The sequence below is a fragment of the Streptomyces glomeratus genome, assembly GCF_021462825.1.
Lineage (GTDB): Bacteria > Actinomycetota > Actinomycetes > Streptomycetales > Streptomycetaceae > Streptomyces > Streptomyces glomeratus.
In genome coordinates this window covers 327,181-345,251 of the sequence record NZ_JAKEEB010000001.1, presented here as the reverse complement: position 1 = coordinate 345,251, position 18,071 = coordinate 327,181, and the positions used below count along the sequence as shown (strand labels likewise).

The 18,071-nt window shown below is 70.2% G+C and carries 18 protein-coding genes and 1 tRNA gene; 13 read left to right on the top strand and 6 right to left on the bottom strand.

Features of this window, described 5'->3' with window-relative positions; genetic code table 11:
• Positions 1 to 2: 2 nt before the first annotated feature.
• On the bottom strand, positions 3 to 1,031 hold the full coding sequence (locus LZ604_RS01580; protein ID WP_234511670.1) for an SMI1/KNR4 family protein: 1,029 nt from the start codon (positions 1,029 to 1,031) through the stop codon (positions 3 to 5).
• A 265-nt stretch (positions 1,032 to 1,296) separates the two neighbouring features.
• Here LZ604_RS01580 and LZ604_RS01575 point away from each other — a divergent pair, with 265 nt between their 5' ends.
• A complete protein-coding gene (locus LZ604_RS01575) occupies positions 1,297 to 1,797 on the top strand; it encodes a YwqJ-related putative deaminase (RefSeq protein ID WP_234511667.1) in 501 nt (166 codons plus the stop codon).
• Positions 1,798 to 1,945: 148 nt separating this feature from the next.
• Positions 1,946 to 2,440 carry an SUKH-3 domain-containing protein gene (locus tag LZ604_RS01570; protein ID WP_234511665.1) on the top strand — a complete coding sequence of 165 codons (495 nt, stop codon included), beginning with the start codon at positions 1,946 to 1,948 and terminating at the stop codon, positions 2,438 to 2,440.
• Between the two features lie 77 nt (positions 2,441 to 2,517).
• Here the strand turns inward: LZ604_RS01570 and LZ604_RS01565 are convergent, their stop codons facing one another.
• Positions 2,518 to 3,834: a sensor histidine kinase gene (locus LZ604_RS01565; RefSeq protein ID WP_234511662.1), complete on the bottom strand. Its 1,317-nt coding sequence runs from the start codon at positions 3,832 to 3,834 to the stop codon at positions 2,518 to 2,520.
• Between the two features lie 166 nt (positions 3,835 to 4,000).
• Between LZ604_RS01565 and LZ604_RS01560 the strand changes: the two genes are divergently transcribed.
• From LZ604_RS01560 to LZ604_RS01525, 8 genes are all read left to right on the top strand, one after another.
• The gene (locus LZ604_RS01560; protein ID WP_234511658.1) at positions 4,001 to 4,873 is read left to right on the top strand and encodes a hypothetical protein; all 873 of its coding nucleotides are present in this window, start codon (positions 4,001 to 4,003) and stop codon (positions 4,871 to 4,873) included.
• Positions 4,874 to 4,884: 11 nt separating this feature from the next.
• Positions 4,885 to 4,955 (top strand) — tRNA-Gln (locus tag LZ604_RS01555).
• A 125-nt stretch (positions 4,956 to 5,080) separates the two neighbouring features.
• On the top strand, positions 5,081 to 6,526 hold the full coding sequence (gene glmU / locus LZ604_RS01550) for a bifunctional UDP-N-acetylglucosamine diphosphorylase/glucosamine-1-phosphate N-acetyltransferase GlmU (RefSeq protein WP_234511655.1): 1,446 nt from the start codon (positions 5,081 to 5,083) through the stop codon (positions 6,524 to 6,526).
• A 145-nt stretch (positions 6,527 to 6,671) separates the two neighbouring features.
• On the top strand, positions 6,672 to 7,646 hold the full coding sequence (locus LZ604_RS01545; RefSeq protein WP_234511653.1) for a ribose-phosphate diphosphokinase: 975 nt from the start codon (positions 6,672 to 6,674) through the stop codon (positions 7,644 to 7,646).
• Positions 7,647 to 7,881: 235 nt separating this feature from the next.
• On the top strand, positions 7,882 to 8,475 hold the full coding sequence (locus LZ604_RS01540) for a 50S ribosomal protein L25/general stress protein Ctc (protein ID WP_234511651.1): 594 nt from the start codon (positions 7,882 to 7,884) through the stop codon (positions 8,473 to 8,475).
• A gap of 69 nt (positions 8,476 to 8,544) precedes the next feature.
• Entirely contained in the window at positions 8,545 to 9,147 is a 603-nt protein-coding gene (gene pth / locus LZ604_RS01535) for an aminoacyl-tRNA hydrolase (RefSeq protein ID WP_234511649.1), read from the top strand.
• 65 nt (positions 9,148 to 9,212) lie between these two features.
• Positions 9,213 to 9,701, top strand: a complete 489-nt coding sequence (locus LZ604_RS01530) for a hypothetical protein (protein ID WP_234511646.1) — start codon at positions 9,213 to 9,215, stop codon at positions 9,699 to 9,701.
• A gap of 136 nt (positions 9,702 to 9,837) precedes the next feature.
• Positions 9,838 to 10,521 carry an LAVTG motif-containing sortase-dependent surface protein gene (locus LZ604_RS01525; RefSeq protein WP_234511644.1) on the top strand — a complete coding sequence of 228 codons (684 nt, stop codon included), beginning with the start codon at positions 9,838 to 9,840 and terminating at the stop codon, positions 10,519 to 10,521.
• A 66-nt stretch (positions 10,522 to 10,587) separates the two neighbouring features.
• Here LZ604_RS01525 and ppc read toward each other — a convergent pair whose 3' ends face one another.
• Entirely contained in the window at positions 10,588 to 13,320 is a 2,733-nt protein-coding gene (gene ppc / locus LZ604_RS01520; protein ID WP_234511641.1) for a phosphoenolpyruvate carboxylase, read from the bottom strand.
• Positions 13,321 to 13,628: 308 nt separating this feature from the next.
• Between ppc and LZ604_RS01515 the strand changes: the two genes are divergently transcribed.
• Both LZ604_RS01515 and LZ604_RS01510 read left to right on the top strand, forming a co-directional pair.
• Complete coding sequence (locus LZ604_RS01515) at positions 13,629 to 14,639, top strand: acyl-CoA desaturase (RefSeq protein ID WP_234511639.1); 1,011 nt, start codon at positions 13,629 to 13,631, stop codon at positions 14,637 to 14,639.
• A complete protein-coding gene (locus tag LZ604_RS01510) occupies positions 14,636 to 15,313 on the top strand; it encodes a TetR/AcrR family transcriptional regulator (protein WP_234511637.1) in 678 nt (225 codons plus the stop codon). Before LZ604_RS01515 ends, LZ604_RS01510 begins: the two co-directional genes overlap by 4 nt.
• A 25-nt stretch (positions 15,314 to 15,338) precedes the next feature.
• On the opposite strand, the gene LZ604_RS01505 is transcribed toward LZ604_RS01510, so the two are convergent.
• Together LZ604_RS01505 and LZ604_RS01500 are read right to left on the bottom strand one after the other, a co-directional pair.
• The gene (locus LZ604_RS01505; protein ID WP_234511634.1) at positions 15,339 to 15,710 is read right to left on the bottom strand and encodes a VOC family protein; all 372 of its coding nucleotides are present in this window, start codon (positions 15,708 to 15,710) and stop codon (positions 15,339 to 15,341) included.
• Positions 15,711 to 15,713: 3 nt separating this feature from the next.
• On the bottom strand, positions 15,714 to 16,559 hold the full coding sequence (locus LZ604_RS01500) for a trans-aconitate 2-methyltransferase (protein ID WP_234511632.1): 846 nt from the start codon (positions 16,557 to 16,559) through the stop codon (positions 15,714 to 15,716).
• A 164-nt stretch (positions 16,560 to 16,723) separates the two neighbouring features.
• On the opposite strand from LZ604_RS01500, the gene tamR reads away from it, so the two are divergent.
• Complete coding sequence (gene tamR, locus LZ604_RS01495; RefSeq protein ID WP_234511630.1) at positions 16,724 to 17,221, top strand: MarR family transcriptional regulator TamR; 498 nt, start codon at positions 16,724 to 16,726, stop codon at positions 17,219 to 17,221.
• Here the strand turns inward: tamR and LZ604_RS01490 are convergent.
• Positions 17,180 to 17,947, bottom strand: a complete 768-nt coding sequence (locus LZ604_RS01490; RefSeq protein ID WP_234511628.1) for a LuxR C-terminal-related transcriptional regulator — start codon at positions 17,945 to 17,947, stop codon at positions 17,180 to 17,182. The genes tamR and LZ604_RS01490 overlap by 42 nt on opposite strands.
• Positions 17,948 to 18,071: the final 124 nt, after the last annotated feature.

Below are 18,071 nucleotides of genomic sequence, written 5' to 3'. Positions count from 1 at the left end.
ACTCACTCCCCTGCCCCGGACGCCGACGACACCGGCACCACACGCGCGAACCCGCCGTCCACCATCAGATTCGCCACGGTCCCCAACTCCGGCGGACTGCCCGCGAGCCGGGCCAGGAACGCGTCGAAGTCGTCCCCACACGGCAGCAACAGCCGCTCCGCCCGCTCGGCCGGCGTCCACGACGCATCCACATCACGCGCGTCGTCGTACGCACAGAACCAGACCGAGCCGACCCGGTCACCCTTCACCTTCACGGCCAGCAGACCGCCCTGCACAAAACCGACGCCCAGATAGTCCTTCGTCAGATGGTCCCGCAGGCATTTGTTCACATACACCAGGTCGTTGACCGCCGCCTCGTCCCGCACCGTGAAGAACGGCTGGTCGACCAGCAGCCCCAACTCCGCGTCCAGCGCCACGCCCACCGGCGCACAGCCACCCGCAGCCTTCAGGAACGACCGGTACGCACCCGGCAGCCGGTACCCCAGATCCTCCTCGACGCCCTGAACCTGCTGCTCCGTCACCGCGACCGAGGACTTCGGCAGCCCGAAGTGCGCCGGCCTCGTCTCCTGCAACGGCCGCGTCCCCCGCTTGCCCTGGTCGACACCCGCCGTCGCGATCCCGCCGTGGTGCCGCAGCAACGCCTTCACCTCGACCGGAACCAGCTCCAGCCGACGCGACCCGCGGACGTGGTGCCACGTCCAGCCGTGCGGCGTCGCCACCGCCGGAACCGTGTCCCACAACTCGTGCCCCGACGCCGCCAGCGCCGCGTTCGCCGACACGTAGTCGGTCAGCCGCAACTCGTCCACACCGAAACCCTCCGGCGGCTCCGCGATCTCCGCTGCCGCACGGGCGTAGGGCGAGAAGTCCGGGTAGCCGTACTCGTCCACGCGCACCCCGCCCGGATGACGAGCGGCCCGGACCGGGTCCGGAAAGTGCACGAGCTGGCCCGCGTACGCCGCGTTGGGCGGCGCGGCGGGTGCTCCGGCCTGGCGGCCGGGAGGTACCCCCAGCCCGAGCCGACCTGTCGTCATGACGGTTCCCCCTGCGGCGATCTGTCTGGCCTGTACGGCGGTGTCGTTGGCGGACGTCGACAGCCTATGCGGTACGACGACACAGGTCACCGGGCCACCGGTGGCACCCCGGCCGACCGCCCGCCCGGTACCGTGACCAGCCGTCACACGGACGTGACCGTAAGCCGAAGCCCTGGCGTGTCGCGGCGCCCCAGCTTCCGCACCGGCCACGGCATTTGGCAGTCTGTGTCCCGCCCGGGGGATGCAAGGGAGGGGAAGACGACCCATGAACGCCACACAAACAGACACGTCGGACGACCCACGCATCGGCTGGAGCGCCACCGGGTCGGCCCCCGTCCCCACCCTCCGTCACCGCCGCGACGGCATACTCCCCACCGTCGCCGCCGCCCTCTCCGTCCGCGGCGCCACCCTCACCGGCACCGCCGCACGCGGCGACCAGCCACCCGCCCTGCACCCGCTCGTCCAGGACTTCCTCGACAGCCTCACCAGCGGCCAGCGCGACCGTTTCACCGGGCGGTGCGCCGAGGCGATCCTCATCTCCCGCCACATCACCGCCGCCGACGCCGCCCGCAGCAAACGCGCCTCCCGCAAACCGATGACGAACGGCGAGGCACGCAAGGCCCTCAAGCAGGCCAAACTCACCGCCCGCCGCATCCGCGAGGACGGCGACCCCCTGCATGGCAGCTTCGCCGCGCCCTGCCGCGCCTGCACCGCACTCAGCAACCACTTCGGCGTACGCATCGTCGACCCCGCGGCGCAGGGCTGACCTCCCCCCGACCCCGAACCACCGCACACCACAAGTCACACACGACAGGCCACGTCACACACAGCACGCCACACGCCACCGCCGCACACAACACACCGCACGACGGCGCACGCACGCCGGTCCACGGCACCTGACGAACGAAGGGCAGATGCACACCGACCGCTCCTCAAGCACACGCTTCCCCGTCCCCGTGGACGCCGCACTGCGCGCCGCCGGCTGGCAACCCGGCCGCTGGAACATAAGACAGGCGGAAATCTGGGCCGACACCCTGCGCGACCACACCTCCCCGGCGGGCCACCGGCACACGGTGTTCCCCGCGGCCGTCGAGGCATGGGCGGAATTCGGCGACCTCCGCATCACCGCACAGGGCCCCGGCCGCCAGCTCTCCCCCGCCACCCTCCACCTGAGCCCCCTGCACGGCCTCCACATGGCCCGCACCCTCGGCGACCTCGGCCGCGCCCTCGACACCGACGTCTGCCCACTCGGTGAGGAATCCGACAGCCGCACCCTGCTCGCCATCGACACCGAAGGCCGCGTCTACGCCCTCGACCACACCGGCGACTGGTACCTGGGCCCCGACATCGACCACGGCCTCACCACCCTGCTGACGGGCATCGAGCCGGTCCGGCTCACCGCCGGGTGACGGTGACGGTGACGCCGAAGGCCCACGCCGACCGGCACGACCGGCACCGCGACCGGCCGTAGGAGCCCGCGCCCTCGCTACGCCGCCTGGGCCGGAATCACCGCCGACACCCGGAAGCCACCCGCATCCGTCGGCCCCGACACGAACACCCCGCCCAGCGCGCTGACCCGCTCCTTCATCCCCACCAGGCCATTGCCCCCACTGGGCAGCCGCGCCTCCCGAGCCGACCCCGGCTCCGGCGGCGGCTCGTTCTCCACCTGCATCGCGATCTCCGCCGCACGATGCGCGAGCCGTACATGCGTCTTCGCGCCCGCCGCATGCTTGTGCACGTTGGTCAGCGCCTCCTGCACCACCCGGTACGCGGTCTGCTCGACCTCACGCGCATACGACCGCGCCTCGCCCTCGACCGACAGGTTCACGACCATCCCGGCCGCGGCCGACTGCCCGATCAGCTCCTCCAGCTCCGCCAGGCACGGCCCCTCGGAGGAGTCCACGACGACCCGCGACGCCGCCGCGGCCGCCGCCCCCACGGCCGCCAAAGGCACCGCGGACCGGGCAGGCCGTCCCACGGCCCCCTCCGCCGTCCGCAGCACCCCGAGCATCTCCCGCAACTCGGTCAGCGCCTGCCGCCCCATGTCCCCCACCAGCGCGGCGTTCCTGACCGCCTTCTCGGGATCCTTCCGCGCCACCGCCTGCAGCGCGGCGGCGTGCACGACCATGAGACTCACCCGGTGCGCCACCACGTCGTGCATCTCCCGGGCGATCCGGGTCCGCTCCTCGTTACGCGCCCACTCGGCCCGCTCCTCCGCCCGCTCCGCGAGCAGCATCAGCTCCCGCTCCAGCGAGTCGGCCCGCTCCCGCAGGCTCTCCATCAGCCGCCGCCGGGCACCGATGTAGAGCCCCAGCAGAACCGGCGGGGCCGTCATGCCCAGCGCCGTCGTGACGGACAGGAAGGGGATGAACCCCCCGGCGATCGACAGATCCCCCCGGACCAACCCCTGATGAGCCCGCACATACGTCACGATGAACATCCCGGCGAACGACATCCCCGCGAGGGCGGCGGTGATCCGCCGGGGCAGCTCCGAGGCGGCCAGGGTGTACAGCCCCACCACGCCCATCAGGAACCCCATCTGAGCGGGCGTGATCGCGATGGACACCAGCACGACGGCGATCGGCCACCGGCGCCTGAGCAGCAGGGTCACACCGGTGAACAGCCCGAACACCATCCCCACGGGGACGGGCAGGCCGGCGTCCCGCGAGAACTGGATCCCCTCGACCGCACACTCCACGGCGGACAGCGCGGCGAGCGAGATATCGAGCACGGCACTGCGCCACCGCGCCCACCACCAGGGGCCTTCCCCGGCCCCCATGCGGACTTCCCCCGTCCTGGTCATGGCACCAGCCTACGGGCGCGCGGCGGGGGTTTTCCGGGGAGTTTCCACGGCCGCGTCACACCACACTCCGTAATCGAACAGAAGCGAAACCGTCCGGAATCCCTCGAACTGCTGAATCGCACACCGTTCGACCCCGGAAGCCCGGATTCCGCCGGAGCTTATGCCTATGGCACACGCGGCAGGCAAGTACGCGGACTTCGAGGGCCTCAAGGAGCGCGCGGTGGCGCTGCGCCGGGCCGGCTACAGCCTTCGGCAGATCCGCGACAAGCTGAAGATCTTCAACAACGACATCCTCAACCAGCTGGTGAAAGGCGAGCCCCCACCGGCCTGGACGAAGCGCCCGAACGCGAAGGACGACCTGCGGGCGAGGGCGCGGGAGCTACGGCTCCAGGGCTGGACGTACGACCGGATCGAGGCGGAGCTGGGGTGCTCGAAAAGTTCGATCTCGTTGTGGGTACGGGATCTCCCGAAACCCGAGCGGAAGCGCAGCCCCCAGGAGGCTGCAGCAATCGCCCGGCGCGGCTGGGAGGAGAGGCTGCGCATCCGAGACGAGGAGCGACAGCGGACCAAGGAGGCGGCCAAGCAGTCGATCGGCGAGCTTTCGCCTCGCGAACTGTTTCTGGTGGGCGTGAGCCTGTACTGGGCCGAGGGCGGCAAGGACAAGCCCTACGCCCGCCGAGAGAACGTCACCTTCGTCAACAGCGACCCTGGAATGATCCAGGTCTTCCTCGCTTGGCTCGACCTGCTGGGCGTGGAGCGCGATCGCCTGCGGTACACGGTCATGATCCACGAGGCGGCCGACGTCACGGCCGCGGAGCAGTACTGGGCCGACCTGGTCGGCGCCACCCGCTCCTCGTTCAATAAGACCACCCTCAAGCGGCACAACCCCAAGACCGTCCGCAAGAACGTGGGCGATTCCTATCGCGGGTGTCTCGTCATCAAAGTCCTCAGGGGTGCCGACTTGTACCGTCGCATCGAGGGCGCCTGGTACGGCATAGTGGAGTCCGCACGCGAAGCTGATCAATCAAATCGGGCATAGCGCGCACATTATCCCGGATCGTCTAAGGGTAGGACAAACGGTTTTGGTCCGTTGAATGAGGGTTCGAATCCTTCTCCGGGAGCCGGTACGCAAGACCTCGATTCCGGGCCCTGACAGCACCGTCAGGGCCCGCTCTCATGTCCGCCCAGGAACACCCCGGTATCCTGCGGATGTCCACCCCACCCCATGAAGCCGAAGGGCATCCCCGTGAGCGCCATCCGCCCGGCCGCCGTCGTCGTTCTCGCAGCGGGTGAGGGCACCCGTATGAAGTCGGCCACACCCAAGGTTCTGCACGACATCTGCGGCCGTTCCCTCGTCGGGCATGTGCTCGCCGCCGCGCGCGAGTTGAAGCCCGAGAACCTCGTCGTCGTCGTGGGCCACGCCCGGGAGAAGGTCGGCGCCCATCTCGCCGAGATCGACCCGGGTGTCCGCACGGCCGTCCAGGCCGAGCAGAACGGCACCGGCCACGCCGTCCGGATGGCCCTGGAAGAGCTGGGCGGGTCCGTCGACGGAACCGTGGTCGTCGTGTGCGGAGACACCCCGCTGCTCACCGGTGAAACGCTCCGCCGCCTGGCCGGCACGCACCACGAGGACGGCAACGCCGTCACGGTGCTCACCGCGGAGGTCCCCGACGCCACCGGCTACGGCCGTATCGTCCGGGACGGCACCGGTGCCGTCACCGCCATCGTCGAGCACAAGGACGCCTCCGACGCCCAGCGCGCGATCCGTGAGATCAACTCCGGGGTGTTCGCCTTCGACGGGCAGCTCCTCGCCGAGGCCCTGAAGAAGGTCAGGACCGACAACAGCCAGGGTGAGGAGTACCTGACGGATGTGCTGGGCATCCTGCGGTCGGCCGGGCACCGGGTCGGCGCGTCCGTGGCGGGCGACCACCGGGAGATCGCCGGCATCAACAACCGGGTGCAGCTGGCCGAGGCCCGCCGCATCCTCAACGACCGGCTGCTGACCGAGGCGATGCTGGCCGGGGTCACGATCGTCGACCCGGCGACCACGTGGGTCGACGTGACGGTCACCTTCGAGCAGGACGCGGTGGTGCAGCCGGGGACTCAGCTGACCGGGGCCACGCACATCGGCGAGGGGGCCGAGGTCGGGCCCAACTCGCGGTTGAAGGACACCCGGGTGGGTGCGGGGGCGCGGGTGGACAACAGCGTCTCCGACGGTGCGGTCGTGGGGCCGCAGGCGTCGGTGGGCCCGTACGCGTATCTCCGGCCCGGTACGCGTCTGGGGGTCAAGTCCAAGGTCGGTACGTATGTGGAGACCAAGAACGCCTCCATCGGCGAGGGCACGAAGGTGCCGCATCTGTCGTACGTGGGCGACGCGACGATCGGTGAGTACACGAACATCGGCGCGGCGAGCGTGTTCGTGAACTATGACGGACAGGACAAACACCACACCACGGTGGGGTCGCACTGCCGTACCGGTTCGGACAACATGTTTGTGGCTCCTGTCACGGTCGGGGACGGTGCGTACACCGCGGCAGGGTCCGTGATCACGAAGGATGTGCCGCCCGGTTCGCTGGCCGTGGCCCGTGGTCAGCAGCGGAATATCGAGGGTTGGGTGGCTCGCAAGCGTCCGGGGAGCGCGGCCGCGAAGGCGGCCGAGGCGGCTTCCCGGGAGCCGGATGGCGAAGACTGAGCGGAAACAGGTGCGTCTGACACGGCGTACCGTGATAAGTGCACACGCGCACCCCTACCAGCCGAGACGGCCGCTCGCATTCCGCGGAGGCGGGCTGCGAGACCCCTTGGCGCCGAGCTGAGAACACCTCTGAGGAGACAGTGTCGTGACCGGGATCAAGACGACCGGCCAGAAGAAGTTGATGTTCTTCTCCGGCCGCGCCCACCCCGAGCTTGCCGAGGAGGTCGCCCACCAGCTGGGTGTCGGGGTCGTCCCGACGAAGGCCTTCGACTTCGCGAACGGTGAGATCTACGTCCGCTATCAGGAGTCGGCGCGTGGTGCCGACTGCTTCCTGATCCAGAGCCACACGGCTCCGATCAACAAGTGGATCATGGAGCAGCTGATCATGATCGACGCGCTGAAGCGCGCGTCGGCCCGTTCCATCACGGTGATTGTGCCCTTCTACGGTTACGCGCGGCAGGACAAGAAGCACCGGGGACGTGAACCGATTTCGGCGCGTCTGATCGCGGACCTGATGAAGACCGCGGGTGCGGACCGCATCCTCACGGTGGATCTGCACACGGACCAGATCCAGGGTTTCTTCGACGGGCCGGTGGATCACCTGTTCGCGCTGCCGCTGCTGGCGGACTACGTGGGTCAGAAGGTGGACCGCGCGAAGCTGACCGTGGTGTCGCCGGACGCGGGCCGGGTGCGGGTCGCCGACCGTTGGTGCGACCGTCTGGGTGCGCCGCTGGCCATCGTGCACAAGCGGCGTGACAAGGACGTGGCGAACCAGGTGACGGTGCACGAGGTCGTCGGTGATGTGAAGGGCCGGATCTGTGTTCTGGTCGACGACATGATCGACACGGGTGGCACGATCTGCGCGGCTGCGGACGCGCTGTTCGCCCATGGCGCGGAGGACGTGATCGTGACGGCCACGCACGGTGTGCTGTCCGGTCCGGCGGCGGACCGTCTGAAGAACTCGCAGGTGAGTGAGTTCGTGTTCACGAACACGCTGCCGACGCCGGGCGAGCTGGAGCTGGACAAGATCACGGTGCTGTCCATCGCGCCGACGATCGCGAGTGCGGTGCGCGAGGTGTTCGAGGACGGCTCGGTGACGAGCCTGTTCGACGAGCAGTGATGCGACGGCGAACGAGCGGTGACGCCGCTCGGCCGGTGATGGTGTCCGGCTGGTGACGGTGTCCGGCTGGTGATCCTTTTGGGTGCGGCCTCCCCTCCGAGTAGACTGCTCGAGTTGCTCGGCGAGGGAGGCCGTACTCATGCGTACGGCGGTCCGTAATCGACGCGCTCTTCGTAGCAGGCCGTTCGTGGCCGGGTGACCACGTCCGTTCACTGAATTTCTACGAGGAGTGAAGATGTCCGAGGTGAAGATCGCCGCCCAGACGCGCACCGAGTTCGGCAAGGGTGCCGCGCGTCGTATCCGCCGTGAGAGCAAGGTTCCGGGTGTGCTCTACGGGCACGGTTCGCAGCCGCTGCACCTGACGCTGCCGGGTCACGACCTGCTGCTGGCGCTGCGTACGCCGAACGTCCTGATCTCGCTGGACATCGACGGCAAGACCAGCGAACTGGCGATTCCGAAGGCCGTGCAGCGGGACCCGCTGAAGGGCTTCCTGGAGCACGTCGACCTGCAGCTGGTGAAGCGCGGCGAGAAGGTCACCGTCGAGGTGCCGGTGCAGGCCGAGGGTGAGCTGGCGCCGGGCGGCAACCTGCTGGAGCACGTGCTGCCGGCGCTGCCGGTCGAGGCCGAGGCCACGCACATCCCCGAGTCGTTCACGGTCTCCGTCGAGGGACTGGCGGCCGGTGCCTCGGTCCACGCCAAGGACGTCGCTCTGCCGAGCGGTGTGACGCTGGCCGTCGACGAGGACGCGGTCGTGCTGCAGGTCCTGGCCGCGCAGGCCGAGGAGGCGCCGGCGGGCGAGGCCGAGGGCGAAGAGGCCGCCGAGGCCTGATCCTCACCGTCATCGTTTTGTCAGCCGCTGTTCCCGGGAGGGGCAGCGGCTGGCGCGTATCAAGGAGACATGGACGTGACGACCGACGCGGGCGGTCCCTGGCTGGTTGTGGGCCTCGGCAATCCGGGGCCCGGTTACGCGATGAACCGGCACAATGTCGGGTTCATGGTGGCCGATCTGCTGGCGGAGCGGATCGGGGGGAAGTTCAAGCGGGCGGGCAAGGCGCAGGCGCAGGTCGTGGAGGGGCGGATCGGTCCGCCTGGTCCGGGGAACCGTCGGGTGGTCCTGGCGAAGCCGATGTCGTATATGAATCTGTCGGGTGGTCCGGTGAACGCCCTGCGGGACTTCTACAAGGTGCCGGTGGCGAACATCGTGGCGGTGCACGACGAGCTGGACATCGACTACGGGACGCTGCGGCTGAAGCTGGGTGGCGGCGACAACGGGCACAACGGGCTGAAGTCGATCACCAAGGCGATGGGTGCGGACTATCACCGGGTGCGGTTCGGGATCGGCCGGCCTCCGGGGCGTATGCAGGTCGCGGATTTCGTGCTGAAGGACTTCTCGTCGGCGGAGCGCAAGGAGCTGGACTACTTCGTGGACCGTGCGGCGGACGCGGTGGAGTGTCTGGTGATCGAGGGGCTTGAGCGGGCGCAAAGCACGTACAACTCCTGACTTGTCGGGCCGCCGGGCGGGGCCGGAGTTGACCGGGCGCAGGGGCATGGCCAAGGATCGCGGCCATGCCTTCTGCCGTCTCCTCCAGCCGGGGCTCGGTCGCGGTGCTGCGCTTCGGGCGGTTCGCGGCGATGGGTACGGTCGCCGCGCTGATCCTGATCGCCGGCGTCTGGGGTTCCTGGGGCACCGCGCAGTACGTGATGCTGACCAAGGGCCGTGAGCGGGGCACGGTCGAGGTGACCCGGTGCGGGGAGGACACGTGCAGTGGTCCGTTCACTCCTCTGTCGTCCGGGGCGAGGCGGCGCGCGAGCGTTGTGATCCCGAAGACGGTCGCGGTGCAGCAGGGGCGGACGTACACCGTGGTGGTGAAGCCGGATTCGGACGACGTCGTGCGGTCGGGTCCGGCGGGGATCCTGTATGCGTGGATTCCGCTGGGCGGGGCGCTGCTGCTGGCGTCGGTCGTGGTGGCGGGCGGGCTGCGGCTGGTGCGTGCGGCGTGGCTGCTGGCGGGGGTGGGGATCGCGCTGCTGACAGCCGCCTTCGTGGTGCTCTGAGGTTGTTCGGGCGAATTCCACTTCTGTGGAAGGTCTGTATGTTGTGCGTTCGTGATTGACCCGTGGTCGGTCTGGACCGGAAGCTGAGCCGCCCCCTCCACATCTTCCGTCGACCTTTCTCGAAGATGGACTGCCCATGCGTACCCTCATGCGCGCCGGCGCTTTCGTCGCCGCCGCCTCAGCGGCCCTGCTGTCCGCTCCCCTTGCCCATGCGACGGCGCCGGGCGACAACGGCACGGTGAAGATCCATGACGCCTCGACCGGCGAGGAGCTGCGCCGTAACGAACCGCACGTCTGCACGTTCTACCTGGACGCCTTCGGGTTCGACGGCGTCCAGCAGGTCGACTGGCACATCGAGGCCTGGGCTCCGACCGCCGCCACCAAGGGCGAGACGGTGAAGTCCGGTGTCCTCACCCTGGACTCCGGGGGCCACGGCCGTACCCAGGACCTGTCGCTGCCCGACGGGCACTACAAGCTGTTCTGGAACTTCGACGGTGAGAAGGGCGCCGCCAAGCACAAGGTGTTCTGGACGGACTGCGGTGACGCCAAGGGGCCGGGCCCCGGCGCGTCCGCGAGCGCGGCGCCGTCCGCCCCGGTGTCCGGCGGGCCGTCGCCTGACGCGTCGCCCGGCGCGGCGTCCTCCGCGTCGCCCGGCGCGGGCGCCGCGGCGTCGTCGTCCCCGTCGCCTCAGGGCGGTGGCGGCGATCTCGCCGAGACCGGCAGCAGTGCCCCGGTGGGTGCGCTGGCGGGGGCCGCGGCGGCGCTGGTCGCCGCGGGCGGTTACCTAGTGGTGCGCCGCAGGGCGGCCGGCCGGGGCTGACGTACGGCACGGCAGTGCCCCCGGGCCCGTGCGGGGCTCGGGGGCACTGCCGTGTTCGCAGGGGTGTCAGCCGGTGTTGCGCAGGCCGGCCGCCACACCGTTGACCGTCAGCAGCAGGGCGCGGGAGAGCAGCGGGTCGGGTTCGGCGCCGCCTGCGGCGGCGTCGCGCTGGCGCTTGAGCAGGGCGACCTGGAGGTAGGAGATCGGGTCCAGGTAGGCGTCGCGGATGGCGAAGGTCTGCTTGAGGACGGGCTGGGCGTCCAGCAGGTCGCTCTCGCCGGTGATCCGCAGGACCTCGCGGACGGTCAGCTCGTGTTCGGCCTGGATCGTCTCGAAGACGTGCTTGAGTTCGTCGGGTACGAGGGTGTCCACGTAGTGGCGCGCGATCCGCAGGTCGGTCTTGGCGAGGGTCATCTCGACGTTGGAGACGAAGTTGCGGAAGAAGTGCCACTGTTCGTGCATCTCGTCGAGCACGGTGTCGAGGCCGGCCTCGCGCAGCGCCTTGAGGCCGGAGCCGACGCCGTACCAGCCGGGGACGATCTGGCGGGACTGGGTCCAGCCGAACACCCACGGGATGGCGCGCAGTCCGTCGAGGCCGGCGCCGGAGTCCGGGCGGCGGGAGGGACGGGAGCCGAGGTGGAGGTCGGCGAGCTGGTCGACGGGGGTGGAGGCGAAGAAGTAGGCGGGCAGGTCGGGGTCCTCGACGAGCCTGCGGTAGGCGGTGTGGGCGGCGTCGGAGACGACGTCCATGGCGGCGTCCCAGCGGGCGAGGGCCTCGTCGGACTGGCGGGGGGCCGTGTGCAGCGCGGATGCCTGGAGGGTGGCGGCCACGGTGAGTTCGAGGTTCTCGCGGGCGAGGGAGGGGATGAGGTACTTGTCGGAGATGACCTCGCCCTGTTCGGTGACCTTGATCTCGCCTTCGAGGGTGCCCCAGGGCTGGGCGAGGATCGCGTCGTGGGTGGGGCCGCCGCCGCGGCCGACGGTGCCGCCGCGGCCGTGGAAGAGCCGCAGGCGTACGCCGTAGCGGTGGGCGACGTCGCGCAGGCGGCGCTGGGCGCGGTGGATCTCCCACTGGGAGGTGGTGATGCCGCCGAACTTGGAGGAGTCGCTGTAGCCGAGCATGACCTCCTGGACGTCGCCGCGCAGGGCGACGAGGCGGCGGTAGGAGGGGTCGGCGAGCATGTCCTCGAGGATGGTGTCGGCGGCCTTGAGCTCGTCGGTGGTCTCCAGGAGCGGGACGATGCCGATCTTCGCCCAGCCGGCGTGCAGGTCGACGAGGCCGGCCTCGCGGGCGAGGACGGCGGCGGCGAACACGTCGTCGGCGCCCTGGCACATGGAGATGATGTAGGACTCGACGACCTCGGGGCCGAAGACGTCCAGGGCCCGCTTGACCGTCTCGAAGACGCCGAGGGTCTTGGCGCCGGCCGCGTCGAGGGGGGCCGGGGTGGGGGCGAGGGGCCGCCGCGAGCGCAGTTCCTTGGCGAGCAGCTTGTGCCGGTACTCGCGGGGCATGTCCTCGTAGCGCCAGGATTCCTCGCCGAGCCGGTCGAAGAGCTGGCCGAGGGCGTGGTGGTGGGCGTCGGCGTGCTCGCGGACGTCCATGGTGGCGAGCTGGAGGCCGAAGGCGGCGAGGGTGCGGATGGTGCGGGCGAGGTGGCCGTCGGCGAAGAGGTGGCCGCGGTGGGCGCGCAGGGAGGTCTGGATGACCCTCAGGTCGTGCAGCAGCTCGGCGGTGCCGAGGTAGTCCCGTCCGGGCTGGTGTGCGGTGCCCTTGGCCAGGCGCTTCTTGGTGTTGACGAGCTTCTGGCGGATGCAGGTCGCCTTGAGGCGGTAGGGCTCCTCGGCGTTGAGGCGTTTGTAGCGGGGGCTGATGCCGGGCAGCCGGTCCAGGTCGGCCTTGAGGGACTCGAGGAGTTCCTCGGTGGCGCCGGTGTAGCGGATGGACTGCGAGAGCAGTCCGCGCAGCTCGTCGATCATCTCCAGCGCGTCGTTGATGCCGTGCTCGTGCTGGAGGATCAGCACCTCCCAGGTGACCTCGGGGGTCACGTTGGGGTTGCCGTCGCGGTCGCCGCCGATCCAGGTGCCGAAGGTGAGCGGGCGGGTGCCGTCGGGCAGCTTGACGCCGACGCGCTCCAGTTCGGCGGTGAGGTCCTCCAGGACGTCGCCGACGGCGCCGGCGTGCAGTTCGTCCAGGTAGTAGATGGCGTTGCGGGCCTCGTCGGCGGGCTCCGGGCGGACGACTCTGAGTTCGTCGGTCTGCCAGACGAGGTCGATGTTCTCGGCGAGCCGGGTGTCGTGGCGGCGGCGGTCGCTGACCAGGACCGGGGTGTCCAGGAGAGCGGCGATGCGCCGGAGCTTGTTGAGAACGGAGCGGCGCGCGGCCTCGGTGGGGTGCGCGGTGAAGACGGGGCGGACGTTGAGATGGCGGACGGTGTCGCGGAGGTGCTCGGCGTCGGCGTCCTTGAGCCGGTCGGCGGTGCGGGCGAGGAGCCCGCCCTCGGCGGCGCGCTTGGCGCGCAGTTCGCGGCCGCGGTGCACCTGCTCGGTGACGTTCGCCAGGTGGAAGTAGGTGGAGAAGGCGCGCACCAGCTTGGCGGCGGTCTCCAGTTCGGTGCCGCGCAGCAGTTCCGCGGCGGCTTCCCCGTCCTCGCGGGTCAGCCGGCGGACTCGCTCGACCAGTTCGAGGAGCTCGGGGCCCTCCTGCCGGACGAGGGTCTCGCCGAGCAGATCACCCAGTCGGCGGATGTCGGCGCGCAGCTCGCTGCTGGTCGTCGTGGTCTGGTCGTCGGCACTGCTCACAGGTGCGGCTCCTTGCAGTGTTGAAGCTCATCTGGGAGGGGACCCGGAGCGGTGCCGCGCGGCGGGTGCCGCATACGGGCCGGGCATCCGGGAAGAAAACAGAGCGGACCGCGCTGTCCGACCGACTCCAAGGATAGGTGTCCACGCTGACGCGCAGGCTCCGGGGCTCTTGCCGCCGGGCGATGCACTGCCATACTTACGATGCCGTAGGTTACGGAAGCGTAAGGTCTCCCGTAAGTTCCGGGGAGCACTCTCGGTCCGTATCCCGGGCCACCCGTCTCAACCCTCGACCCCACAGGGGACGCCCCATGACCACAAGCTCCGATGTGATCGAAGACGCCCCGGAGGCGAACGACGACACCGCGCTGCCCTCGGCGACGCTGGGTGGCGAGCAGAAGCGCTCGATCGAGCAGATCACCCTGTTGCTGTTCATCACCGTCCCCTTCCTGGCGCTTGTCGCGGCGGTGCCGCTGGCCTGGGGATGGGGTGTGAGCTGGCTCGATCTGGGCCTGCTGGTCTTCTTCTACTACCTGGGCTGTCATGGCATCACGATCGGTTTCCACCGCCACTTCACCCATGGCTCGTTCAAGGCGAAGCGGCCCCTGAAGATCGCTCTGGCGATCGCCGGGTCGATGGCCGTGGAGGGGCCGCTGGTGCGCTGGGTCGCCGATCATCGCAAGCACCACAAGTTCTCGGACGCGGAGGGCGATCCTCACTCTCCGTGGCGTTACGGGGAGACGGTGCCCGCGCTGATGAAGGGTCTGTGGTGGGCTCACGTCGGCTGGATGTTCGACGAGGAGCAGACGCCGCAGGACAAGTACGCGCCGGACCTGATCAAGGACCCGGTGCTGCGGACGATCTCCCGCCAGTTCGTGCTGTGGACGGGGGTGTCGCTGCTGCTGCCGCCGCTGATCGGCGGTCTGGTGACGATGTCCTGGTGGGGCGCGTTCACGGCGTTGTTCTGGGGTTCCCTAGTCCGGGTGGCGCTGCTGCACCATGTGACCTGGTCGATCAACTCCATCTGTCACGCGGTCGGCAAGCGCCCGTTCAAGTCGCGGGACCGGTCGGGGAACGTGTGGTGGCTGGCGGTCCTGTCGTGCGGCGAGTCGTGGCACAACCTGCACCACGCGGATCCGACGTCGGCGCGGCACGGGGTGGAGCGGGGCCAGCTGGACTCCTCGGCGCGGATCATCCGCTGGTTCGAGCAGCTGGGCTGGGCGTACGACGTGCGCTGGCCGTCACGCTCGCGTATCGATTCCCGCCGCAGCTCCGACGGGAACGGCTCCCGGCGCGGGAAGGCGACCGCCGGCACGGCATGATTGACAACGTGGCGACCGACTCCTCCAGCACTCCCAGCACCGACAAGCCGCGGCGGACCCGCCGCACCCGGATGACCGGGGCGGAGCGCCGCCAGCAGCTGCTGGAGATCGGTCGCACACTGTTCGCCGCGAAGGGGTTCGAGGGCACGTCGGTGGAGGAGATCGCGGCGAAGGCAGGCGTCTCCAAGCCGGTGGTGTACGAGCACTTCGGCGGCAAGGAGGGCCTGTACGCGGTGGTGGTGGACCGCGAGATGCGGCGCCTGCTGGACATGGTGACGAGTTCGCTGACGGCGGGGCATCCGCGGGAGCTGTGCGAGCAGGCGGCGTTCGCGCTGCTGGACTACATCGAGGAGTACACGGACGGGTTCCGCATCCTGGTCCGTGACTCGCCGATCCCGCAGTCGACGGGTTCCTTCGCCTCGCTGATCTCGGACATCGCCACCCAGGTGGAGGACATCCTGGGCCGCGAGTTCAAGAGCCGAGGCTTCGACCCGAAGCTGGCCCCGCTGTACGCGCAGGCACTGGTGGGCATGGTAGCGCTGACGGGCCAGTGGTGGCTGGATGTGCGCCGGCCGAAGAAGGCCGAGGTGGCGGCGCATCTGGTGAACCTGGCGTGGCACGGTCTGGACGGTCTGGAGCCGAAGCCTCGGCTGATAGGTCATCGCAAGAGCTGAGCCGCGGACATCACGCTGGACGCTCTCAGGCGTCTGTAGCCACCGGCTCCAGGAACTCCAAGCGGTTCCCCACCGGATCCTCCGAGTAGAAGCGCCGGTGCCCCGGCAGGTCGTCGTCCCAGGTCACCGCCGCTCCACGCCAGGCGAGCCGGGCGGCGTACGCCGCGATGGCACTCACCCGCAGCCCCGGGTGCGCCTTCCTCGCGGGCCGGAAATCCTCCTCGATGCCCAGGTGCAGCTGCACGTCCCCGGCCTGGAACCAGCAGCCGCCGCGTGCGGCCAGGACAGGCGGCTTCGGGATCTCGGTCATGCCGAGGACGTCCACGTAGTACGCCCGCAGCAGGTCCTCGGAGCCGGGCGGGGCGGCCAGCTGGACGTGGTCGACGGCGGCCAGCACGGCTCAGGCGCCCTTCGTGGCGACGGCGAAGATACGGCGGAACGGGAAGACCGTGCCATGCCCGGTCGCCGGATACGCCTCCCGCAGCGCGGCGCGGTAGTCGGTGAGGAACTCCTCCGCCTCCTCGCCCAGCTCGGTGAGGACCGGCCGTAGCCCGGTGCCCTTCACCCAGTCCAGGACCGGGTCCTCGCCCTGAAGCAGATGCAGGTACGTCGTCTCCCAGACGTCGGCGGTGCAGCCGAGGGCGGTGAGCTGCTCCAGGTAGGCCCCGGGGGTGAGCACGGCGTCGTCATGGCGCAGGGTGCCGGCGAGGCGGTCCTTCCAGCGGGCCGAGTGGGCGAGCTCCCTCATCAGGCGGTGGCTGGGGGAGTCGAAGTTTCCGGGCACCTGGAAGGCGAAGGTGCCGCCCGGCTTCAGCGCGTCCACCCAGTCGGGGAAGCGTGCGGTGTGTCCGGGCACCCATTGCAGGGTGGCGTTGCTGATGATCAGGTCGTACGGCTCCGCGGGCGTCCAGGTGCGGGCGTCGGCGTGGGCGAAGTCGAGGCGGCCTCCCCCAAGTTCCCGGCTTCGCTCGAACAGGGAGGTACCCCCGTCCGCGGTGGGGCCTTCATGGTGGGTGTGGGCCCGGTCGAGCATCTCCGGCGAGTTGTCGTAGCCGGTGATGTGGGCGGCGGGCCAGCGGTCGGCGAGCAGGACGGTGACGTTGCCGGGGCCGCAGCCGAGGTCGGCGATGCGGGGCGGGCTGTCGGGCAACATGGGGACGCGGGCGAGCAGGTCGACGAAGGGGCGGGCGCGGTGATCTGCGTGGCGCAGGTACTGAGCGGGGTCCCAGGCGGGTGCGGCGGGCATGGCGAGGCCTCCTCGTGGCGACGGCTCGACGTCCGCGCCGGAGGCGTCGCCCCCGTTTGACGACGCCTCCGTGCGCAGGGTCATCTTCGTATCGAGACTCTCTCGACGTCAAGAGACTCAATGTCAAGAGACTTCATGTCGACACAACCACTACACTGATCGTCATGGAGGACGAGGTCGATCGGCTGGTCGCGGCATGGCGCCGGGAGCGCCCGGACCTCGACGTGGAACCGCTCGAGGTCCTCAGCCGGGTGAGCAGGCTGGCCCGGCACCTGGACCGTGCGCGCCGGCTGGCATTCTCCGAGCACAGCCTGGAGCCCTGGGAGTTCGACGTTCTCACCGCGCTCCGCCGGGCCGGCACCCCCTATCAGCTCTCCCCCGGGCAGCTGCTGACCCAGACACTGGTCACCTCGGGCACGATGACCAACCGCATCGACCGCCTGGCGAAGAAGGGCCTGGTCGAGCGGCTGCCCGACCCCAGCGACCGCCGGGGCGTACTGGTGCGCCTCACCGACGAGGGCCGGGACCGGGCGGACCAGGCGCTGGCCGGACTGCTCGACCAGGAGCGCGCGATCCTGTCGGAGCTGAGCTCGGCCCAGCGCGGTGAACTGGCCGCGCTGCTACGCCAGCTGACCGCCCCGTTCGACAACATCCCCGGCTAGGTCGACCGGCCCGACCCCGGCACGGCGGGCGAGGGCGACGGCGGCGAGGGTGGAGTGGACGCCCAGCTTCCCCAGCACGTTCTGCATATGGGTGCGGACGGTGTGCGGGGACAGGAACAGCCGCTCGGCGACGGCCTTGCGGCCGAGCCCGGCGACCATACACCGCAGTACTTCGCGCTCCCGGGGTGTCAGGGACTCCACCAGACGCTCGCTCTCGGTGCGGTGCTTGCGGGCCGCGGTCAGCTCGCGCAGGACACCGGTGAGCAGGGCGGGCGGAAGATGCGTCTCGTCGCGCAGCACGCCCCGGATGACGGTGAGCAGCCGGGACAGCGAACAGTCCTTGGCGACCCAGCCGGAGGCGCCCGCCTGAAGGGCGACGGCGGCCCGGCGCGGGTCGTCCTTCTCGGCGAGCACGACGATCCGCACGCCGGGCTGTCCGGAGCGGACACCGGCGACGAGTGAGATGCCGTCGACGAGCCCGTCCTCGTTGGCCTCCTGGACGGGGACCGCCGGACGCGAGCCCGGAAGGTTGCCGCCGAGGTCCGCGTCGACGAGCATCACGTCGAACCTGCGGCCCTCCGCGGCCGCGCGGTCCAGGCAGCGCAGAGCGGCCGGACCACTGCCGGCCGCGGACACCTCGACATCGGGCTCGGCGGCCAGGGCGGCCGCGAGCGACTCGGCGAAGATGCGGTGGTCGTCGACGACCAGGACTCGGATGCGCACCACTGAAACCCCCACTGCTCGGGGGACGACCGGCGCGAGTACAGCGCCCGGAATGCTCCCCGGTTTTCCGCCTGGGACGGGGCACCGCAGCCACACGGCCGCCGCCGTGCTGGAACAGCTACCCCAC